Genomic DNA, 19,210 nt, shown 5'->3' on the forward strand with positions numbered 1-19,210 from the left:
AGGATAAGAATCATAGGACTCAAAATACCTGATATTAAGCTAGTGTTATCTATGGCGCTGGAAAGGTGAAATACAGCGCCCCTAAGATTGGCTAAATTCGTATTCTCTTTCCACAAGACAGATACGCAGTTTATACCATTGATACCATAACTCTTTCCCTTTCTTCTGGGCCAAAAGATGCTCTCCTTGCTCTTTCCATTGCCTTATGGCCTCCAGGGAATCCCAGTAACTCACACTTATCCCAATTTCGTTTCTGGCAGTCTCAAAACCGAGAAAACCCGGTTGCCTGGCTGCCAACCTCTCCATTTTAGCCGCCATCTCCTCATATCCTTGATCTTCTTTGGTCCTTAGGGTGGTAAAGATCACTGCATAGTATGGGGGTTGTTTCCTCATTGAATGTATTCTTTTTCCAGAAAGTAGCCTACGATGGCTTCTTTCATCAATACCGATTGCTCCCCTGCTTTTAATGGGGGCAGCACCTCTTTTATTTTATAATGGGGCCATCCCTGCTCATCGAAATATTCGAACTCGTAATACCCATAGGGCTCCAGCAATCTGCATATGGCGATATGCATAAGATTAATTTTTTCGTCCTTTTTGTACTTCTTATGATACTGCCCTAGTTCTTGTACTCCGACTAAATAGATAATGGCATCGAGCTCTAGCGGGTCGCCATCCGAGAATTGAGATGATAATTTTTGAACCAGCAGTTCCCATTGTTCCTTAAGTATCGTATCTCTGGCCATATATTCTATTCTTTCCCCTGGTATTATGATGATTTTTATGACTTCAAAGGTACAAATCAAAGTTCTATATTTGTACAAATCACCCACTTGTGAACTTTATTGATATTGTTCTTGGTTTGATGCTGCTATATGGCCTTTTTAAAGGGGTGCAAAATGGTCTTCTGGTAGAAATTGCTTCCATTATTGCCCTAATCGCCGGCTTGTACGGAGCCATACATTTCTCATATATTGTAGGAGATTACCTGGCATCTCATTGGGACTGGAACGAGAGAACCATGAGCCTGATCTCTTTTATCATCACTTTTTTTATCATCGTGATCCTGGTGATAATGGCCGGAAAATTGCTGACAAAAGTGGCCGAACTTGCGATGCTGGGATTGCTGAATAAAATTGCAGGCGGACTTTTTGGTACTTTGAAAGTAGCGATAATACTGGGGGCACTTTTGATCTTTTTAGAAAGTGTCAACAAGAATCTCAGGTTGATCAATGAAGAGAGCATCGCCGAATCAGTGCTTTATGAACCTATCCGAAATATCGGTGCACTCGTTTTTAGTACCGTCATAAAATCGGATGAAGACGAGAAGACAGAATGATCTCATAAAGCCTTTTAGAATTCCTGCTTTTGGCGGAAGACTCCACTAACCAATTCTTGCACGAGATGTATTTCATCGAATAAATTGGTCATTTAAGGCATTCCTTAAATCATTTTTAGTATCATTACATTCTTCAGAATTGTATTTTGAAGTAAACGAGAACCCCCACTTCTTCCCTACCTACTTGCGAGTAACACTATATGAGAAGAAGTCTGCATTTTGCTTTCCTTGCATTGGGTATTCTATGTATCGTTTCTTGTAGCAAAGAATCTGTTACAACCGAGGATATTCCGGTGGCCATAAATGCCGTAGCAGTAGAGCAAGAGCTATTGGAGTTAGTGAATACTTACAGAAATGCTATTGGTGCCTCTTCGTTACAATTTAGTGCCCTGGCCTATGAATATGCTAACCTTCATACAGATTATATGATCTCCAAGGGAACCATAAGTCATGATAATTTTAGCGCCCGTGCTTCTAAAATTGCATCCGAAACTAATGCAAAGGAAGTTGCCGAAAATGTGGCCATGGACTATCTGACAGCTGCCGACGCTTTTCAAGGATGGTTGGATAGCCCAAATCACAAGAGCACTATGGAAGCCGACTTTACCCATACTGCGGTAAGTGTAAAAATAAATGCGGCAGGAGACTATTTCTATACCCAGCTCTTCTTTAAATAGGTCGGAGAATACCATTTACTTTTCTTATTTTTGAGTACAAGGCGTGCAGCCCCTTGGCGTCTGATTTAAAAACTACGTGTATGGCCATACTACCCCCATTTAATCTCACCCAATGGATAGAGGAAAACCGCGATCTGCTTAAACCTCCTGTTGGAAATAAAAATCTTTATAAAGATGCTGATGACTATATTGTAATGATCGTGGCTGGGCCCAACGCCCGGAAGGATTACCACTATAATGAGACGGAGGAACTTTTTTATCAATTAGAAGGGACCATTGAAGTATTAGTGCAGGATGAGGGAAAGAAAAAAACAATGAAGTTGGGGCCCGGGGATATGTACCTGCACCCGCCGAAGGTACCCCATTCTCCAGTGAGACATGAGGGTTCTATTGGGCTTGTTATAGAACGCAAGCGAGCCGATCTAAATACAAAGGACGGGTTGCTGTGGTTTTGCGATTCCTGTAATCACAAATTATACGAAGTGTATTTTACCCTGGAAGATATTGAAAAGGACTTTTTAAAGCATTTTGAACACTTCTATGGTTCCGAAGCCTTGCGCACATGTGATAATTGCGGAACTACCATGAAGGCAGATCCAAGGTTTGTCGCACAAAAAAGCTAGTTAAAATCCAATCACCTATGGTAATCGCACAAAATATTCTAATTGCATTTACGGCCTTGCTTCATCTGTATTTCCTTTGGCTCGAAATGTTTGCATGGACCACCCGGGCGCCCAAGGTATTCAGGGGCTTCCCAAGAGAGCTGTTTAAACCCACAAAGGGACTGGCAGCCAACCAGGGTCTGTATAACGGTTTTCTGGCTGCAGGATTGATCTGGACCTTCTTTATTGAAGACCCACACTGGCGATTCTATATTGCTATCTTCTTCCTTAGCTGTGTTGTTATCGCAGGCGTTTACGGCGCCATTACGGTCTCAAAGAAGATCTTTTACGTACAGGCGTTACCCGCATTAATTGCCCTTATTCTGTTACATCTCTGATGAGCCTTCTTAAGACGGAATTACAAGAATCCTCATGGCAGGATTGTAAATATTCGTAGCTTTGCAAGACAAGGTTTTAATTTAAATAAAACATAATTATAATGACAACGGCAATAGTTGATTCAGGGATTCAAAAGGCCCTAAAAGCACTAAAAATTAAAGACCTGAACGAAGGCACCTCCACAGGTTCCAATTTCTTTTCTACAGGAGAAACCCTGGATTCATTTTCCCCGGTAGACGGTGAAAGAATCGCCAGTGTTAAGACGACTTCCAAAGAAGACTATGAGAAAGTGATGACAGCTGCCACCACAGCTTTTAAAACTTGGCGACTAAAACCGGCCCCTCAGCGAGGTGAAGTGGTGAGACAATTTGGCCTGCGTTTGCGAGAACTAAAGGAACCCCTGGGAAAACTTGTCTCCTATGAAATGGGGAAATCATATCAGGAAGGTTTAGGAGAGGTACAGGAAATGATCGATATCTGTGATTTTGCCGTTGGATTATCAAGACAACTTCACGGACTTACCATGCATTCTGAACGACCCGGGCATAGGATGTACGAGCAGTACCATCCGCTGGGTGTCATAGGAATCATTTCTGCCTTTAACTTTCCGGTGGCCGTATGGGCATGGAACACGGCACTTGCCTGGGTGTGCGGAGACGTTTGTGTATGGAAACCTTCAGAAAAAACCCCACTTTGTGGAATTGCCTGTCAACATATTATAGCCGATATTCTTAAGGAAAATAATCTGCCAGAAGGTATTTCATGTCTGATAAATGGGGATTACAAGGTAGGCGAATATATGACCCATGACCAGCGAATTCCATTGATCTCTGCTACAGGCTCCATACGTATGGGCAAAATTGTTGCCCAGGCGGTAGGCGGCAGATTGGGAAAATCCTTGTTAGAATTAGGCGGAAATAACGCTATCATCGTTACCCCAAATGCAGATATAAAAATGACCGTTATTGGGGCCGTTTTTGGTGCGGTAGGTACCGCAGGTCAGCGTTGTACCTCTACAAGGCGACTTATCATCCACGAATCTATATTCCAACAAGTAAAAGAAGCCCTGGTAGATGCCTATACCCAATTGCGTATTGGAAATCCGTTGGATGAGTCTAATCATGTAGGGCCATTAATAGACAAGGATGCTGTGGCTGCCTATCAAAAAGCGCTGATAGATGTAGTAGCTCAGGGAGGTAATATCCTGGTGGAAGGCGGTGTGTTGAAAGGACAGGGATATGAAAGTGGTTGCTATGTAAAACCAGCCATTGCTGAGGCTAAAAATTCATTCCCTATTGTGCAGCATGAGACCTTTGCGCCTATACTGTATTTAATGTCCTATACCGGAGATGTAGAAAACGCCATTGCTCTTCAGAATGGAGTAGTACAAGGATTATCTTCGGCCATCATGACCAGCAATTTAAGGGAGGCAGAACGGTTTCTGGCAGCTTCCGGCAGTGATTGTGGAATCGCCAATGTAAATATTGGTACTTCAGGTGCTGAAATAGGTGGTGCTTTTGGAGGAGAGAAAGAAACAGGAGGCGGCCGTGAGTCGGGATCCGATGCCTGGAAAGTGTATATGAGAAGGCAAACAAACACCATAAATTACACCACCGAATTACCACTGGCCCAAGGGATAAAATTTGATCTGTAAAATACTCTTTGGAGTATCTAAAGTTGTTATAATTACAGGGGGTTCCAAAGCCCTCTGTAAATGGTATTTGATTTTTTAATACCTTGTAAGAAAATACACCTAACCATTACTTCCATGTCTAAGAGAACGACCAACATCATCGGACTTATCATTACACTTCTGGCGGGCACTTATTTTTTTGTGATGTACTGTGGTCAATGTGCGTGATCTACAAATCCGTTATTTTAGGATAAAGTAGGTATCCCGACCTGGGTTGGGTTCTGGTGTACTAACAAGAGCATAACTAACTAAAATACATTGCCTATGGATTTTGAATATATGAATATCTGGTGCTGGTTGATCCCACTGGGGATTGGACTATTATGTGGTTTATTTGGCTATCTGATCGGTAGAGGTTCTAATCCTACGGTCGATTTTAATTCAGAAATAAAATCCTTACAACAGCAAAATGAGAAGGCCAAGGCAGACCTGACCAAATGCCAGCAAAAACTGGCCGCCGGTTCTGCTTTGCATACGCATACAACCCAAGCTTTTGATGCTCAGGCAGCCAAAAAAGCACTTGGAAAGTCGGTGAAATTCAATGATCTATCTCTGGTAGAAGGAATAGGGCCAAAAATTCGAAGTCTCTTCCATAATTTTGAAATCAACACCTGGCAGGCTCTTTCAGAGACGTCTGTAGCAAAATGTCAGGAAGTCTTAGATTCTGGAGGGGATCGTTATAAGGTCCACGATCCTGCTTCCTGGCCTATGCAGGCAAAGATGGCTGCAGAAGGAAAATGGAAAGACCTGGCCAAATGGCAGCACGAACACAAACATGGAAAACTATAGAAAATTCCCGCCTTTATAGGCGGGTTTTTTAGATCACCCCATTGGCTTGTACCCAACTAAACCGGTACTGATCTTCTGGGAATTTCATGCGCTCTGAGATTCGAATTAGTCGTTCAGGGAGTTTCATCAGATAATCCCTGGCCTTTTCTGCTTCCTCATTTAAGCTCCTGAGTGTCCCAAGTTCCCAGTATGAATTTAATTTCTGTAAGATCTCAATATAATCCTGGGAAGTATAGACCCCGAGGCGTTGAGCACAATTAGAAAAATTCTCAAAGGCCGCCCCTATAGTGCCCCCAGATTCTCGTAAAAAATGAGCAGGCATTACAATTTTGTGCTTCATCATATCCGCAAAGGCAAGGATCATACCGTTGGGATCATGGCTTAGGATCGTCTTTACAAACTCTCTGTATGCAAGGTGATGCCTCATTTCATCCCCCGCAATAATAGAACACATTTTCCCCAAGAGGATGTTACCTTTTTTCTTGGCCATTTGTCCTTCCCTTTTGTGTGAAATATTAGTGGCCAGTTCCTGAAAAGTCGTGTACACAAAGTTCTTGTAGGGATCCCGGTCCGTACCAATATCAAAACCGTCAGTGATTAAGTGTTGAGTGGAGATCTCAACTTGCCGCATATTCACTCTTCCAGAGAGATACAGATATTTATTCAGCACATCGCCATGCCGGTTCTCTTCTGCGGTCCATGCTCGTACCCATCTAGACCATCCATTATTCTCCTTGGCGTGCTGATTGATCCCCTCTACATCCATAAGCCAGGATTCATAGGTGGGTAAGGCTTCTTCTGTAATAGTATCTGCCACCAGGGTAACCCAGAAATCATAGCTTAATTCCTTGGCTTCTTCCCTGATTTGTTCAAGGTGATCGAAGAAACCTTCCGATTGAGAATCGGGCAAGAAATCCGAAGGTTGCCAAATCTGCTCTGCTGGGATAAGGAAATCATCCATAAACCCGGCTACCTTGGGCTCAATGGCATCCATTACTTCTAGTCGAATATTCTTCATTTGATCTGAGTTACACAACAAAGTACGGTATTATTTCAGGGAAACTCTATTAAAATATTACCAAAATTTAGTTCCTGCCCGGCTCTCCGGGATAAAAAGAACAAACCGCATCGCTTTGCCAAAATTCCTTAGAATCTACATCAAGGATAGTTAAGGGACCCTTGTAGGCTGCTGCCGTATCTATATTCCAGACATTGGCGGCACAATGAGGAGTGGTCTTTCCTATTTTACTTAAAGGGGTATGACCAATATAGATCTCTTTATAATGCGTAAGTCGCTTTGGGTAGTACACACTCTCTATTGGCAATTTCGGATCTAATGCTAACGCCATTTCCCATAGCGTTCGGTCCCAATAGAATGTCTTAGAGAAATATTCGAAATCTACTCCCTTCAGATTTGTAAAACCCGCATGTAAGAAGAGTCGTTTTTCCTTGTCCAAATAATAATTTCGTAGTCCTTCGTAAAACGGCAGATGAGATTTTATTACATCTTTCCCAGCCTTCTCGTATGAATCTATGGTAGCCTGACCCCCGTTCATTAACCAAAGTGGATTGTCTTCTCCGGTTTCCAACCAATGATAACAAAGATCGTCGTGATTGCCTCTTAAAAAAATGCATTGATGTTGCTTTTGTAATTCTAATAGAAAATTTACTGTCTCTACCGCTTCGCTCCACCCATCAACATAATCTCCCAAAAAAATAAGCAGATCCGTTTGCTGAATGGCCGCTTTTTTTAATACTTGTTGCAAGGCTTTTACGCCAGAATGAATGTCTCCGATCACCAATGTTCTCATGGCACAAAAATCGCAATTTATCAAAGCAACTCACTACCTTACCCTAAAAATTTTATAACCATTAAGCCCTGATTTTTATTAATTGTTAAACACATGGTTTATATTGCAGGTTAATCTTACAGTCTTGTTTATCTGTAAATCCACTAAGGCCATCTTATGCCATCAAAACGAATTTTTTGCATAGGTGAGGTTTTGATAGATTTTGTCGCCGAAAATCAAGGGGCCGATCTCTCAAAAGCCACAAACTTCACAAAAAAAGCTGGGGGAGCCCCTGCCAATGTTGCCTGTGCCATTGCGAAATTAGGTGGGAAAAGTGCCTTTATCGGTTGTGTGGGAAATGACCCTTTCGGGACTTTTCTGCTAAATACCCTAGAATCCTTTGATGTAGATCTTTCGTACGTTCAACGATCTCAAGCATTTACGACACTGGCATTTGTATCTCTGGCAGCCAATGGAGAACGCGATTTTGTTTTTTCGCGGGGTGCTGATAGGGAGCTAAGCTATGATTCTTCCATCAAGGTTGATATAAAAGATCATATGGTTCATTTAGGGGCGGCAACAGCCCTTTTGGGAGGACCCCTGGAAAAAGCCTATGGCCATTATCTCTTCGATGCTATTACTGAAAATTCCTTTATTAGTTTCGATCCTAATTTTCGTACAGATCTTTGGAAGGATAATGAAGCGGTTTTTATCAAAAAAAGTATGCCCTATATAGAGAAATCTCATTTGTGCAAATTCAGTTTAGAAGAGGCTCAGATGATATCAAAAAAGAGTTCACTTCCGGAGGCCTGCGAAGTACTTCATAACGTTGGAGCTAAGATCATCACCATAACGCTGGGTTCAGAAGGGACCTATGTAAGCACTAAAAATACACAAAAGACCATTCCAAGTATTCCGGTAACTCCGGTAGATACTACAGGAGCAGGAGACGCTTTTATAGGATGCCTTTTACAACAGATCAGTAAGCTTTCAACCCATGAGCAACTTTTGAAAAATGATACCTTACTGATGGATATGGTGGTATACGCCAATAAAGCCGGAGCAATAACCACTACTGGGTATGGCGCAATAGAATCGCTGCCAGACCATCATCAATTGTACACCTCCACATGAATCAAACCGCGCTTCATAGGATGCTGGCCTTAAAGGATCTGAAGGATCTGAAAAAGGTTAGCCCTCAAAATCTTTTTGATCTCCGTGTCACCACCAATCTTCCGCTTATCAAGGAATTGTTCTATTCCCTTTACAAGGATCCAAAACACGACCCTTACTTTAAGGAATTACTGGAACTACTTCCCAGCTTGTTTCAAACAAGATCGGACGAATTAAAACTACATGACCTGCACCTTCTCAAAAAAGGGAACTGGTATCAGTCAGAGAAAATGGCAGGAATGCAGTTGTATGTAGACCTGTTTAACAATGATCTGAAAGGCATAGAGGAAAAGATCCCCTATTTCAAAACACTGGGGATTAATTTTCTTCATCTAATGCCTATCACAACCCGTCCCAAAGGAGAAAATGACGGGGGATATGCCGTTAATAGCTATACTGCCGTTGACAGGCGATTTGGTTCTAAAAAGGATCTGTTGTCACTTACCTCAAAATTAAGGGCGGAGGGAATTTATCTTATGCTCGATTTTGTGGTAAATCATACTTCGGATGAGTATCCCTGGGCCAAAAAAGCCTTACAGGGCAGTGCCAAATACCAGGGCTATTACTACATGTATCCAGACAGGACAATTCCAGATACCTTTGAAGCCTCGTTACCAGAAGTATTTCCGGCCACTTCTCCGGGAAATTTCACCTATCGCAAAGAAATTGATCATTGGGTAATGACCGTGTTTAACTCTTACCAATGGGATCTCAACTATACGAATCCAAAAGTGTTCCTGGAAATGCTCTCAAATCTGGTGGCCATGATAAACAGTGGTGTGGATGTTGTGCGTTTCGATGCCCTCGCCTTCCTATGGAAAAAAATAGGAACCAATTCGCAAAATCTACCGGAGGCCCATATGCTCATTTCATTATTCCGGATGTGTCTTCAAACCATTGCGCCGGGAGTTATATTTCTGGCAGAAGCCATCGTGGCTCCCAAAGAGATCATCAAATATTTTGGAGAAGGAAATAGAGAAGGGAATGAGTGTGAGGTTGCCTATAATGCCTCACTTATGGCACTTTTATGGAACTCTATCGCTACCAAAAAAACCTTGCTCCTTAACAAGACCCTGCAGAACAGCCCGCCGAAACCACAGGAATCTACCTGGATAAATTATGTGCGTTGCCATGACGATATTGGTCTGGGATTAGATGACCATTATATTTCAGAACTGGGCTGGGATCCCTGGCTCCACCGTAAATTTTTATTGGATTACTATTGCCAGGGCTTAGATTGGAGTCCGGCTGTAGGCTATCAGTTCATGTATAATCCTTCTACCGGAGATGGCAGAATCACTGGGAGCTGTGCCTCCCTTTTGGGCCTTGAAAAAGCAATCAGAATTCAGCATACAGCTGCCATTGAACAAGCTATTCAAAAGATCCTAATGCTCCATGGTATCATTCTTTCTTATGGGGGGATCCCATTAATTTATGCCGGCGATGAGATAGGTACCCTAAATGATTATTCCTATCTAGATGATGATCACAAGAAGTACGACAGCAGATGGGTGAACAGACCTTCACACAGTTGGCAAACAGTAGCCAATCTAAAAGAGAAGGAAACCCCCTCCTCCATTATTTTTAATGGTCTAAAACACATGATCTCACTTAGAAAGAAAAATAAGGTATTTGCAGATGCTAACAATACGATCTTGCACGATCCCCGTAATCCACACTTGTTTATGTTTGAGCGCAACGGGAAAAACAAAGAAGGGGTGTTGGTCCTGGCAAATTTTGATGAACACCCTCAGATACTTGGGGTTGATGTGCTCCATTCCTTAGGATATATAAAAGATGGAGCCTTGTCCGATATTCATACGAGCCAGAAAAGGAAGTTAAACAGCGGTTTAATGGAAGTGCAGCCTTATGAACTTTTGTGGCTGGTAAAACCCTAGTTGTATCTAACTTTACGCATGATCCTAAGGGATTCCTTCAGGTTGTTGTAAACGGTTTCTTCCTTTGTTTTAACCAAACCTCTCAAGGTTTCTATTTGTTCCTTTGCTTCTTCAAATCCATTTAGATAGCAAATAAGATATGTGGCAGGGGCTGCCTTCAGATCCATTACCTCCGTTTTGGTAAGCGTCCTGTTCTTCTGAATTTTTTGGATCAGCGCATTATTGGCATTGTAAATATGATGCAAGGTTTTTCTATCGTACTGCGGCGGCTCAAAGATCAGTTCCCCGGTGATCTGGTAGGTCCCATTGTCCTGAAAGGCGATCCTTACTTTTTCTAACGGAAAATATCGTTGTTCTTTCCCCAACCCCAGTTGTACAAATTCCGTGATGGTAAATGAATTTTCTGTAAAATCGATAGTGATCTCATCCAGCGTTGAGTAAAACAACTTTACTTGTTCATTGATCAATTCAATGTCTACCCTAAAATAATAGGTTCTGTCTTTCACCTTTTTCCTGTGGCCGGCCCAACAGATCACAAATTGCTCCTTAAAAACTTTGTAGTTGCTGCTCAGGTCCTTATGGCGATGATTGATAAAATCGATCACCCCATCCAGGGTGAGTTCAATGTTGTTACGGGCGTGCTGTTCTATGGTAGCCACGGTGGCCGAATTCAAATCCTTTAGTTGAATATCGAAGGCTTTAGGCATGCTGATACTTCCTTCCCTGAAAAAAACGGCTCCTCCGTAATATTTCCAGATATTCTTTCGCAGGGAACAGACTTTTCCATTAGACCTGATAGTGACCAATCCTACAACCCTTCCTTCCTGCAGATGAGGAAAGGGGATATTCTCATAAGAAATCAAAGGCGGATTGTCTAAATAGGCGTTGACCAGATTCTGTATCTTACTGTCATCGAAGAAATCTACCCCAACTATCTTATTGTCTTCGTCTTCCACCCCAATGACGATAAAGGAATTGCTCTTGGGATTGCTGTTTGCCAGGGCACAGACGTGCTTTAGAAATTTCGCCTTCCCTTCTTTTTGTCCAATATCGATAGAGCGTTTCTTGTCATAAAAACTATTCTCATCATTATGAGCCAAAAGGTTTTTTACCAAGAGGCGTTTGTTGATCATAGCTGTTTCTTCACAATGGTACTGCTGGCTTGAGCCGTAGGCATTACCACCAGGTCGGCAATGTTTACATGGTAAGGTCTTGTAACTACAAAATAGATGATGTCTGCGATGTCTTCCGCTTGCAAGGCTTTGAATCCCTGATACACTTTTTCGGCACGTTGTTCATCGCCTTTAAAACGAACTTCACTAAATTCCGTTTCTACCAATCCGGGATTTACCGCACCTACACGTATCCCGTATTCATTGAGATCTATACGCATCCCCTGGTTGATGGCATCTACGGCGTGCTTACTGGCACAGTAGACATTTCCATTGGGATACACCTCTTTCCCGGCCGTGGAACCTATATTGATAATATGTCCTGATCTTTTGGCCACCATTCCGGGCAGGATGGCTCGGGATACGTATAGCAGCCCTTTTACGTTAATGTCTATCATGGCGTCCCAATCTGCGAGATCTCCCGTTTGAATAGGGTCTAATCCATGGGCATTCCCGGCATTGTTCACTAGGATATCAATAGCGGCAAATTCTTTGGGGAGCGAGTTGACGGCTGCTGCTACAGCCTCTCTATCCCTGACATCAAAATTAAGGCTATGTACCTTGGTATGAGCACTAAGTTCTTTTACAAGGCTGTCGAGATTTGCCTGCCGCCTGCCACAGAGAACCAGGGAAATACGATGGGTAGCAAATAATTTAGCAGTGGCCATCCCTATTCCACTGGTTGCCCCGGTTATAAATGCCGTTTTATTCATAGCTGTATAAATTTTTAAACTGTTAGGGAACCTTGTGTCCCTGTGATGCTGTTAAAAGGGTGAACCAGTCTTCCAATTCCATATTGATCTTGGTCGCTTTCATCCCATCTGTTAGTCGCGCTTTATTGGTGGTCCCTACCACAGGATGAATATGGGCCGGGTGTTTCATTAACCAGGCCAGGATCAGTTGGTCCTCGCTAGCCTGGTACTTTTCCATGAATGGGATCATCACTTCCCGGATCCTTCTGGTTCTGTCAGAATCTTCTTTGAAATAGGTCCCTAATGGAGACCATGCCATGGCCATTCTTTTCCGGGCTATACAATCATCTAAGGTGCCATCATACATCACCCCCTCAGCGGTAAGAGAGCACTCTACCTGGTTGGCCCCAACCGGTATGGCAGTTTCCAGCATTGCTATCTGGGAAGGGGTAAAGTTTGATACGCCAAAGGAACGGATCTTTCCACTGCTCATCAACACTTCTATCGCCTTCGCTATAGGTTCGGGGTCCATCAGCGGGCTTGGTCTGTGCAACAAGAACAGGTCCAAATACTCCGTGTGTAGTTTTTCTAAGGATCGTTCCGCAGACCAAATGATATAGTCTGTGGTATAATTGTAATGCTTTGTAACGTTATCTCTGGTTTCACAAACATACTGTATGCCACATTTACTGATAAGTTCTATCTGTTCTCTGCCGATACCACTCTCTGAAAAGGCCTTCCCAAACTCCTCTTCATTGCCGTAGGCTCCATAAATATCGGCATGATCAAAACTGGTGATTCCTTGTTCCAAACAGTGATTCATCAGGGAGATCATCTCACTTTTGGAAAGTTGTTTTCCCCAGCTTCCCCAGGTCATTGTTCCGGCAATAATTCCGGAATACTTTGAAGGTCTTTTCATAAGGGGGGTAAATTACTAAAAATCCCTTAAATAGTTCATAAAACTTAGGCCTCCCGAATTTTTTTAACCAATCATTAACAGGCATTGAATGAATAAATTTTCAATTTGCATTCCCTTTGATCTAATAGATTGATAGACAATATTTAAAAGACAATTATGGAAGAAAATACTACGGTAGACATCAGTGCGGTTAATGAGAAAATTGCTCAGGAAAGTGCCTTTATTGATCTACTGATGATGGAGATGAATAAAGTGATCGTAGGTCAGAAACATATGACGGAACGATTACTGATAGGCTTGCTTGGTCAGGGCCATATCCTTCTGGAAGGAGTTCCCGGACTGGCAAAAACATTGGCGATCAACACCCTCGCAAAGGCGGTTAAAGGGAGTTTTAGCAGAATACAGTTCACTCCGGACCTGCTCCCTGCAGATGTGGTAGGAACCCTTATCTACAATATGAAGTTGAATGACTTTTCCATTAAAAAAGGTCCCATCTTTGCCAATTTTGTGTTGGCCGATGAGATCAACCGGGCCCCTGCAAAGGTGCAATCGGCGCTGTTGGAGGCTATGCAGGAAAGACAGGTTACTATAGGTGATGAGACCTTTCCCTTAGATGCACCCTTTTTGGTGATGGCTACCCAGAACCCTATTGAGCAGGAAGGAACCTATCCCCTGCCTGAGGCTCAGATAGACAGATTTATGCTGAAAACGGTCATAGACTACCCCAAGATGAATGAGGAACAATTGATCATCCGGCAGAATTTAAATGGGGCTTATGAGACCGTAAAGCCGGTAATTTCCGTAAAACAGATCCTTAGCGCTCAAAAAGCAGTAAGGGAAGTGTATATGGATGAAAAGATCGAAAAGTATATCCTGGATCTTGTCTTCGCTACCCGCTATCCAGAGAAATACAACCTGGAAGACCTGAAGCCGCTGATAAGTTTTGGCGCTTCCCCACGAGGAAGCATCAATTTAGCGATCGCAGCCAAGTGTTATGCCTTTATTAAAAGGCGTGGCTATGTAGTGCCCGAAGATGTTAGGGCCGTGATCCATGACGTGCTTAGGCACCGTGTGGGGATTACTTATGAGGCTGAAGCTGAAAGCGTTACCTCTGAAGAGATCATTAACCGCATTGTAAACGAAATTGAAGTGCCCTAAAAGTTCAATGTTCTAATATCGTTCAACAGTTCCCAATTGAACCAACCTGCTATAACTTGAACCCATGGATACAAAAGAACTACTCAAGAAGGTTCGCAAAATAGAGATTAAAACACGTCGGCTATCCGACCACATCTTTGGAGGAGAATATCATTCTACCTTCAAAGGGCGGGGTATGACCTTCAGTGAAGTAAGAAAGTACCAATTCGGGGATGATGTACGATCTATAGACTGGAATGTAACGGCCCGGTACAACGAGCCTTTCGTGAAGGTGTTTGAAGAAGAAAGGGAGCTCACCTTGATGCTTATGGTAGACATAAGCGGTTCAGAATTATTTGGAACTATCAACCAATTCAAAAAGGAAGTGATCACAGAGATCTCCGCTACTCTGGCTTTCTCGGCGTTGCAGAACAATGATAAAGTGGGAATGATCTTGTTTTCGGATGAAATTGAGTTGTTCATCCCACCTAAAAAAGGGAAGAGCCACGTGTTAAGGATCATACGGGAATTACTCGAATTTAAACCCCACAGTAAAAAAACCAATCTGACGGAAGCGCTGAAATACCTCTCGAATGTGATGAAGAAAAAGGCCATCGTCTTTGTGCTGTCAGATTTTATGATGGATGAGTATGAACGCACCATGAAGATCCTTGGCAATAAGCACGATGTGACCGGGATCAGGGTTTATGATCCCAGTGAAGAGCATATCATAAATCTTGGGATGGTGCAGTTAGAGGACGCAGAAACCGGGACAGTGCACGTGGTAAATACCCAGTCTAAAAGTGTGCGTACTGCTTATGAAACATACTACAGGGAAAGGGTAGACTACTTTAGGAATACCTTCACTAAATCTGGTGCAGGGATCTTGCAATGCAGGGTTGATGAAAGTTATGTGAAAAAATTGCTGGGATATTTTAAACAAAGAGGCTAATAGCTATATGAAAAGAGTGATGACATATGTGCCGAAGATGGAAGTAAGGCTACTTCAACAGGTATTTGTTGTGCTATTTCTTTGCTGTACTTCCATGCTGAAAGCACAGTCGCTCCCCAGGGTAAGTTCTTCGGTAGATACTACTTCTATTAAGATTGGGGAGCAAATTAACTTCCAGGTTACGGTAGAAGCAGATACCATGGCACAGGTGATATTTCCTGAGGGACAAACCTTCTCGCCTCTGGAAACGGTTGAGGCCTTTAAAACGGATACCACCAGGCAGCTAGACCGAATGACCTTGCAGAAGATCTATGCCCTGACACAATTCGATTCCGGTTCTTATATGCTGCCCATACAACGTATTGAAATTAATGGCAAAGGATATTTTACAGACTCATTGCTCGTGCAGGTAAGTACCGTGGAAGTAGACACGATTACCAAAGAGATCTATGATATTAAGCCTTTGATCCCGATTGAAAAAAATAGCGCGGACATTCCATTCTTTGTGTGGATTCTGCTGGCTGGATTAATTCTTGCGGGGCTGGCCTATTGGTTCTTTTTTAAGAAGAAAACATTGAGCGAAGATGAAAAGGAAGCGCTGCTGCCTCCCTATGAAAGAGCGTTGCTGGAACTAAAACGTCTTGAAAACTCCCGATATCTGATTCAGGATGAATATAAAAAGTACTATTCAGAATTGACCGATATTGTTCGCTCCTACCTGGAAGAAGATGTTCATATATCTGCAATGGAAAGCACTACCGGTCAGTTAATTTCGAAACTGGAAATGATGAAGGATGCCGGTGCCTTAAAAATAGATGATGAAACCATAGACCAGTTTAAAAAGATATTGGAAACTGCGGATCTTGTAAAGTTTGCCAGATCTAAACCTGCTTCCTCAAAGGCTGAGCAGGATAGAAAGTCCATTGAACAGATCGTGATCAAGACCAAAGAGGCCATCCCTGAACCTACGGAAGAAGAACTGATGCAGGAGGCCGCTTATCAGGAGGCTATACTTCTTAGAAAAAAGAAAAAGAAATGGATCTATGCCGGCGTTTCGCTCGCAGCCGTCATTTTGCTTGTCTTTGGCACCTCTGTCTTCTATTATGGTTTTGAAAATGTCCGGGACAGCGTTTTTAGTAATTCCTCAAAACAATTACTCGAAGGAGAATGGGTTTCCAGTTCGTATGGTTATCCTCCTATAAATTTATCGGCCCCAGAAGTGTTGATACGTCAGGAAGTAGAGATCCCTCCGGAGGAAAAAGACAAGATCAAAAGCACCCAGATATTCTCGTATTACAATCCGGAAAATATGCTGGGTGTAGGCACTACTTCCGTTACCCTCACAGAACCTGCGGAGCCAGATTATCAAAAAAGTATTGATCAGGTATTAAAGGGGTTTGCCGATAAAGGAGCCAAAAATATCATTACGAAACAAGAAGAGTTCAGCTCTGCCTCCGGGGTACCGGGCATAAAAGTATATGGAAGTGGTACTTTTCCCGGAAATGCATCAGGTGATAAGGTAAAAGGGAAATATGCCATTATTTTATTCGGAGGAAAAGGATTTCAACAACAAATTGTTCTTTCCTGGGAAGAAGGGGATCCATATGCAGAAGAGATCATCGATAGAATAATAAACTCTATAGACGTTAAAACGCAGGTATAAATGTTCGAAAATATCCAATTTGCTAATCCACAATTCTTTTGGTTGTTCCTGGGACTTCCTTTGGCAATGCTTTGGTATTTTTTTAAGCGAAAGGAACAAACAGCTACCTTAAAGATCTCGAGTATACAGGGTTTTCCCAAAAACGACCTGCTTCCAAAATTGAAGCCTCTTTTATTTGTCTTGCGACTATTGGCACTTGGAGCAATAATCACAGCCATGGCACGGCCACAAATACGTGAAGTGTCTACAAGGACAAAGACCACGAAGGGGATAGATATTGTGATGGCCATCGACGTTTCCTCCAGTATGCTGGCACGGGATCTGCGCCCAAATAGACTGGCAGCCTTAAAGGAAGTAGCCTCCAATTTTATCAGAGAACGCCCCAGTGACCGTATAGGTTTAGTGGCTTATGCAGGAGAAAGCTATACTAAAACACCCATCACCAGCGATAAAGGCATCGTGTTAAATGCCCTTCGGGAGATCACCTACGGACAACTGGCGGATGGGACGGCCATAGGAATGGGTCTGGCCACCGCAGTGAACCGATTGAAAGATAGCAAGGCAAGCAGTAAGGTTATTATACTTTTAACAGATGGAGTAAATAATTCCGGATTTATTGAGCCACAGACAGCGGCCAATCTGGCTGTAGAATTTGGGATAAAGACCTATACTATTGGCCTGGGAACCAATGGCAACGCTCTAACACCTATATCCTATAACGCAGACGGATCTTTTCGTTACGGGATGCGCCAGGTTCAAATAGATGAACCTTTACTCCAGGAAATAGCGAAGGTCACCGGGGGCAAATATTTCAGGGCCACCAACAATGAAAAGTTGGAAGCCATTTATGACGAGATCAATAAGCTGGAAAAAACAGAGGTAGAAGAATTTAAATATTACAATAACGAAGAGAAATTCAGGCCTTGGGTGCTTCTTGCAGGAGTCCTGTTGCTTTCCGAATGGCTTTTCAGAAATACATTTTTTCGCAGTTTTATATAAGCAATGATACAGATAGACGAAGCCACATATTTTTATTTGTTCCTGATCTTCCCGGTCATGGTATTGCTATTTCTGGGTCTTGTCTATTGGAAGAAAAAGACACAGCGGCGCTTTGCCGAGCCTGGCCTTTTAAAACGTCTAACCCCCAGTAAGTCGAGGTATAAAGGTGTATTAAAATTATTATTATTTCTACTGGGGCTCTCAGGCCTCATCCTTGGACTGGCCAATCCAAAGATTGGGACCAAACTAGAGACTGTGAAGCGCGAAGGAGTAGATATTGTCTTTGCGATCGATGTCTCTAAAAGCATGCTGGCAGAAGACATTGCCCCCAACAGATTGGAAAAGTCCAAACGTCTGGTATCAGAGATCATCAATCAGCTGGCAAGTGATAGGATAGGGATCATAGCCTATGCGGGCCAGGCCGCGCCTCAATTGCCTATCACAACAGACTACGGGGTTGCAAAAATGTTCCTGCAGTATTTAAACACAGATCTTTTGTCCTCCTTAGGAACGGCCATAGACGAAGCTATTAAATTGGCCACCACCTATTATGATGATGAGGACCAGACCAATAAGGTATTGTTTATAATATCCGACGGGGAGGATCATTCAGAAGGGCGTGCCCTTGATGCAGTAGACCTTGCAGTAGAACAAGGGATACGGATTTTCACCATAGGTGTTGGAAAAGAAAAAGGTGCTCCTATTCCCATCAAGAGGAACGGGATCACAGAAGAACTAAAAAAGGACAGTCAGGGAGAGGTGGTCATCACCAAGCTCAACCCGGAAATTTTAAAGGAAATTGCCGAAAAAGGCAACGGAGAGTACATTGACGGATCTAATACGGATGAGGCAGTAGAAAAGATTAAAGAAGCCTTGAATCAGATGGATAAAATGGAATTTGAAGCCAAACAGTTTGCGGATTACAAGGACCAGTTTCAATGGTTTTTGGGCGCAGCTTTATTCTTCCTATTTTTAGATATCTTTTTATTAGATCGCAAAACAAAGTGGTTAAAGAGATTAAACCTATTTAATGAGAAAGATCATGAATAAAGGACTTACCGTATTACTGCTCCTTATGGCTGCCTTTACACATGCGCAGGAAGAGGTAATAAAGGAAAAGGAAAAGGCCCTAAAAGCCTCTGTAGATCTTACCTGGGAGGCCAATAAGGAACTTTCAGAAAATGAATTCATAAAAGCGGAAGCAGACTATAGAAAGGCCATTTCTAAGAGCGATGAGAATGTGGTAGCCCCCTATAATTTAGGAACGGCCTATTACAAGAAAGAGAGTATGGAAGAGGCGTTTGGACGCTTTAAGC

At 42.7% G+C, this 19,210-nt stretch carries 20 protein-coding genes and 1 pseudogene; 14 read left to right on the top strand and 7 right to left on the bottom strand.

Features of this window, described 5'->3' with window-relative positions:
* Window positions 1-81: 81 nt before the first annotated feature.
* Together WBM49_RS09945 and WBM49_RS09950 are read right to left on the bottom strand one after the other, a co-directional pair.
* Window positions 82-393 (bottom strand): antibiotic biosynthesis monooxygenase family protein, encoded by a 312-nt coding sequence (locus tag WBM49_RS09945; protein ID WP_424371901.1) that lies wholly within the window; start codon window positions 391-393, stop codon window positions 82-84.
* Window positions 390-746 (bottom strand): hypothetical protein, encoded by a 357-nt coding sequence (locus WBM49_RS09950; RefSeq protein ID WP_424371902.1) that lies wholly within the window; start codon window positions 744-746, stop codon window positions 390-392. The genes WBM49_RS09945 and WBM49_RS09950 overlap by 4 nt, the downstream gene beginning before the upstream one ends.
* Before the next feature lie 89 nt (window positions 747-835).
* Here WBM49_RS09950 and WBM49_RS09955 point away from each other — a divergent pair, with 89 nt between their 5' ends.
* The 6 genes from WBM49_RS09955 (at window position 836) to WBM49_RS09980 (ending at window position 5,499) form a co-directional block, all read left to right on the top strand.
* Window positions 836-1,339, top strand: a complete 504-nt coding sequence (locus WBM49_RS09955) for a CvpA family protein (RefSeq protein WP_424371903.1) — start codon at window positions 836-838, stop codon at window positions 1,337-1,339.
* Window positions 1,340-1,539: 200 nt separating this feature from the next.
* Window positions 1,540-2,016 (top strand): CAP domain-containing protein, encoded by a 477-nt coding sequence (locus WBM49_RS09960; protein WP_424371904.1) that lies wholly within the window; start codon window positions 1,540-1,542, stop codon window positions 2,014-2,016.
* 80 nt (window positions 2,017-2,096) lie between these two features.
* A complete protein-coding gene (locus WBM49_RS09965) occupies window positions 2,097-2,639 on the top strand; it encodes a 3-hydroxyanthranilate 3,4-dioxygenase (protein ID WP_424371905.1) in 543 nt (180 codons plus the stop codon).
* Window positions 2,640-2,656: 17 nt separating this feature from the next.
* Window positions 2,657-3,016: a DUF1304 domain-containing protein gene (locus WBM49_RS09970; RefSeq protein ID WP_424371906.1), complete on the top strand. Its 360-nt coding sequence runs from the start codon at window positions 2,657-2,659 to the stop codon at window positions 3,014-3,016.
* A 101-nt stretch (window positions 3,017-3,117) separates the two neighbouring features.
* Window positions 3,118-4,671: an aldehyde dehydrogenase family protein gene (locus WBM49_RS09975; RefSeq protein ID WP_424371907.1), complete on the top strand. Its 1,554-nt coding sequence runs from the start codon at window positions 3,118-3,120 to the stop codon at window positions 4,669-4,671.
* A gap of 303 nt (window positions 4,672-4,974) precedes the next feature.
* Window positions 4,975-5,499 carry a hypothetical protein gene (locus WBM49_RS09980; protein ID WP_424371908.1) on the top strand — a complete coding sequence of 175 codons (525 nt, stop codon included), beginning with the start codon at window positions 4,975-4,977 and terminating at the stop codon, window positions 5,497-5,499.
* A 28-nt stretch (window positions 5,500-5,527) separates the two neighbouring features.
* Here the strand turns inward: WBM49_RS09980 and WBM49_RS09985 are convergent, their stop codons facing one another.
* Both WBM49_RS09985 and WBM49_RS09990 read right to left on the bottom strand, forming a co-directional pair.
* The gene (locus tag WBM49_RS09985) at window positions 5,528-6,517 is read right to left on the bottom strand and encodes an acyl-ACP desaturase (RefSeq protein ID WP_424371909.1); all 990 of its coding nucleotides are present in this window, start codon (window positions 6,515-6,517) and stop codon (window positions 5,528-5,530) included.
* A gap of 67 nt (window positions 6,518-6,584) precedes the next feature.
* The gene (locus tag WBM49_RS09990; RefSeq protein ID WP_424371910.1) at window positions 6,585-7,310 is read right to left on the bottom strand and encodes a metallophosphoesterase; all 726 of its coding nucleotides are present in this window, start codon (window positions 7,308-7,310) and stop codon (window positions 6,585-6,587) included.
* A 156-nt stretch (window positions 7,311-7,466) separates the two neighbouring features.
* Between WBM49_RS09990 and WBM49_RS09995 the strand changes: the two genes are divergently transcribed.
* Window positions 7,467-8,423 carry a carbohydrate kinase family protein gene (locus WBM49_RS09995; RefSeq protein WP_424371911.1) on the top strand — a complete coding sequence of 319 codons (957 nt, stop codon included), beginning with the start codon at window positions 7,467-7,469 and terminating at the stop codon, window positions 8,421-8,423.
* Window positions 8,420-10,360, top strand: a complete 1,941-nt coding sequence (locus WBM49_RS10000) for an alpha-amylase family protein (RefSeq protein WP_424371912.1) — start codon at window positions 8,420-8,422, stop codon at window positions 10,358-10,360. The genes WBM49_RS09995 and WBM49_RS10000 overlap by 4 nt, the downstream gene beginning before the upstream one ends.
* Here WBM49_RS10000 and WBM49_RS10005 read toward each other — a convergent pair.
* From WBM49_RS10005 to WBM49_RS10015, 3 genes are read right to left on the bottom strand one after another with little or no spacing between them, the layout of a single operon-like run.
* Window positions 10,357-11,493 (bottom strand): ATP-binding protein, encoded by a 1,137-nt coding sequence (locus tag WBM49_RS10005; RefSeq protein ID WP_424371913.1) that lies wholly within the window; start codon window positions 11,491-11,493, stop codon window positions 10,357-10,359. The two genes, WBM49_RS10000 and WBM49_RS10005, sit on opposite strands and share 4 nt — an antisense overlap.
* The gene (locus tag WBM49_RS10010; protein WP_424371914.1) at window positions 11,490-12,245 is read right to left on the bottom strand and encodes an SDR family NAD(P)-dependent oxidoreductase; all 756 of its coding nucleotides are present in this window, start codon (window positions 12,243-12,245) and stop codon (window positions 11,490-11,492) included. Before WBM49_RS10010 ends, WBM49_RS10005 begins: the two co-directional genes overlap by 4 nt.
* Before the next feature lie 22 nt (window positions 12,246-12,267).
* Complete coding sequence (locus tag WBM49_RS10015) at window positions 12,268-13,143, bottom strand: aldo/keto reductase (protein ID WP_424371915.1); 876 nt, start codon at window positions 13,141-13,143, stop codon at window positions 12,268-12,270.
* Window positions 13,144-13,299: 156 nt separating this feature from the next.
* On the opposite strand from WBM49_RS10015, the gene WBM49_RS10020 reads away from it, so the two are divergent.
* The 6 genes and pseudogenes from WBM49_RS10020 to WBM49_RS10045 form a co-directional block, all read left to right on the top strand.
* Window positions 13,300-14,301, top strand: coding sequence for an AAA family ATPase (locus WBM49_RS10020; protein WP_424371916.1), 1,002 nt, complete (start codon window positions 13,300-13,302; stop codon window positions 14,299-14,301).
* A 64-nt stretch (window positions 14,302-14,365) separates the two neighbouring features.
* Entirely contained in the window at window positions 14,366-15,232 is an 867-nt protein-coding gene (locus tag WBM49_RS10025) for a DUF58 domain-containing protein (protein ID WP_424371917.1), read from the top strand.
* Window positions 15,233-15,239: 7 nt separating this feature from the next.
* Entirely contained in the window at window positions 15,240-16,895 is a 1,656-nt protein-coding gene (locus WBM49_RS10030; RefSeq protein WP_424371918.1) for a hypothetical protein, read from the top strand.
* Entirely contained in the window at window positions 16,896-17,894 is a 999-nt protein-coding gene (locus WBM49_RS10035) for a vWA domain-containing protein (RefSeq protein WP_424371919.1), read from the top strand.
* Between the two features lie 3 nt (window positions 17,895-17,897).
* On the top strand, window positions 17,898-18,944 hold the full coding sequence (locus WBM49_RS10040; RefSeq protein WP_424371920.1) for a VWA domain-containing protein: 1,047 nt from the start codon (window positions 17,898-17,900) through the stop codon (window positions 18,942-18,944).
* Window positions 18,925-19,210, top strand: a pseudogene (locus WBM49_RS10045) (tetratricopeptide repeat protein); the annotation flags it as partial. The gene WBM49_RS10040 and the pseudogene WBM49_RS10045, both read left to right, overlap by 20 nt.

Origin of the sequence: Muriicola sp. (assembly GCF_049669965.1) — a bacterium.
Classification (GTDB): domain Bacteria; phylum Bacteroidota; class Bacteroidia; order Flavobacteriales; family Flavobacteriaceae; genus Muriicola.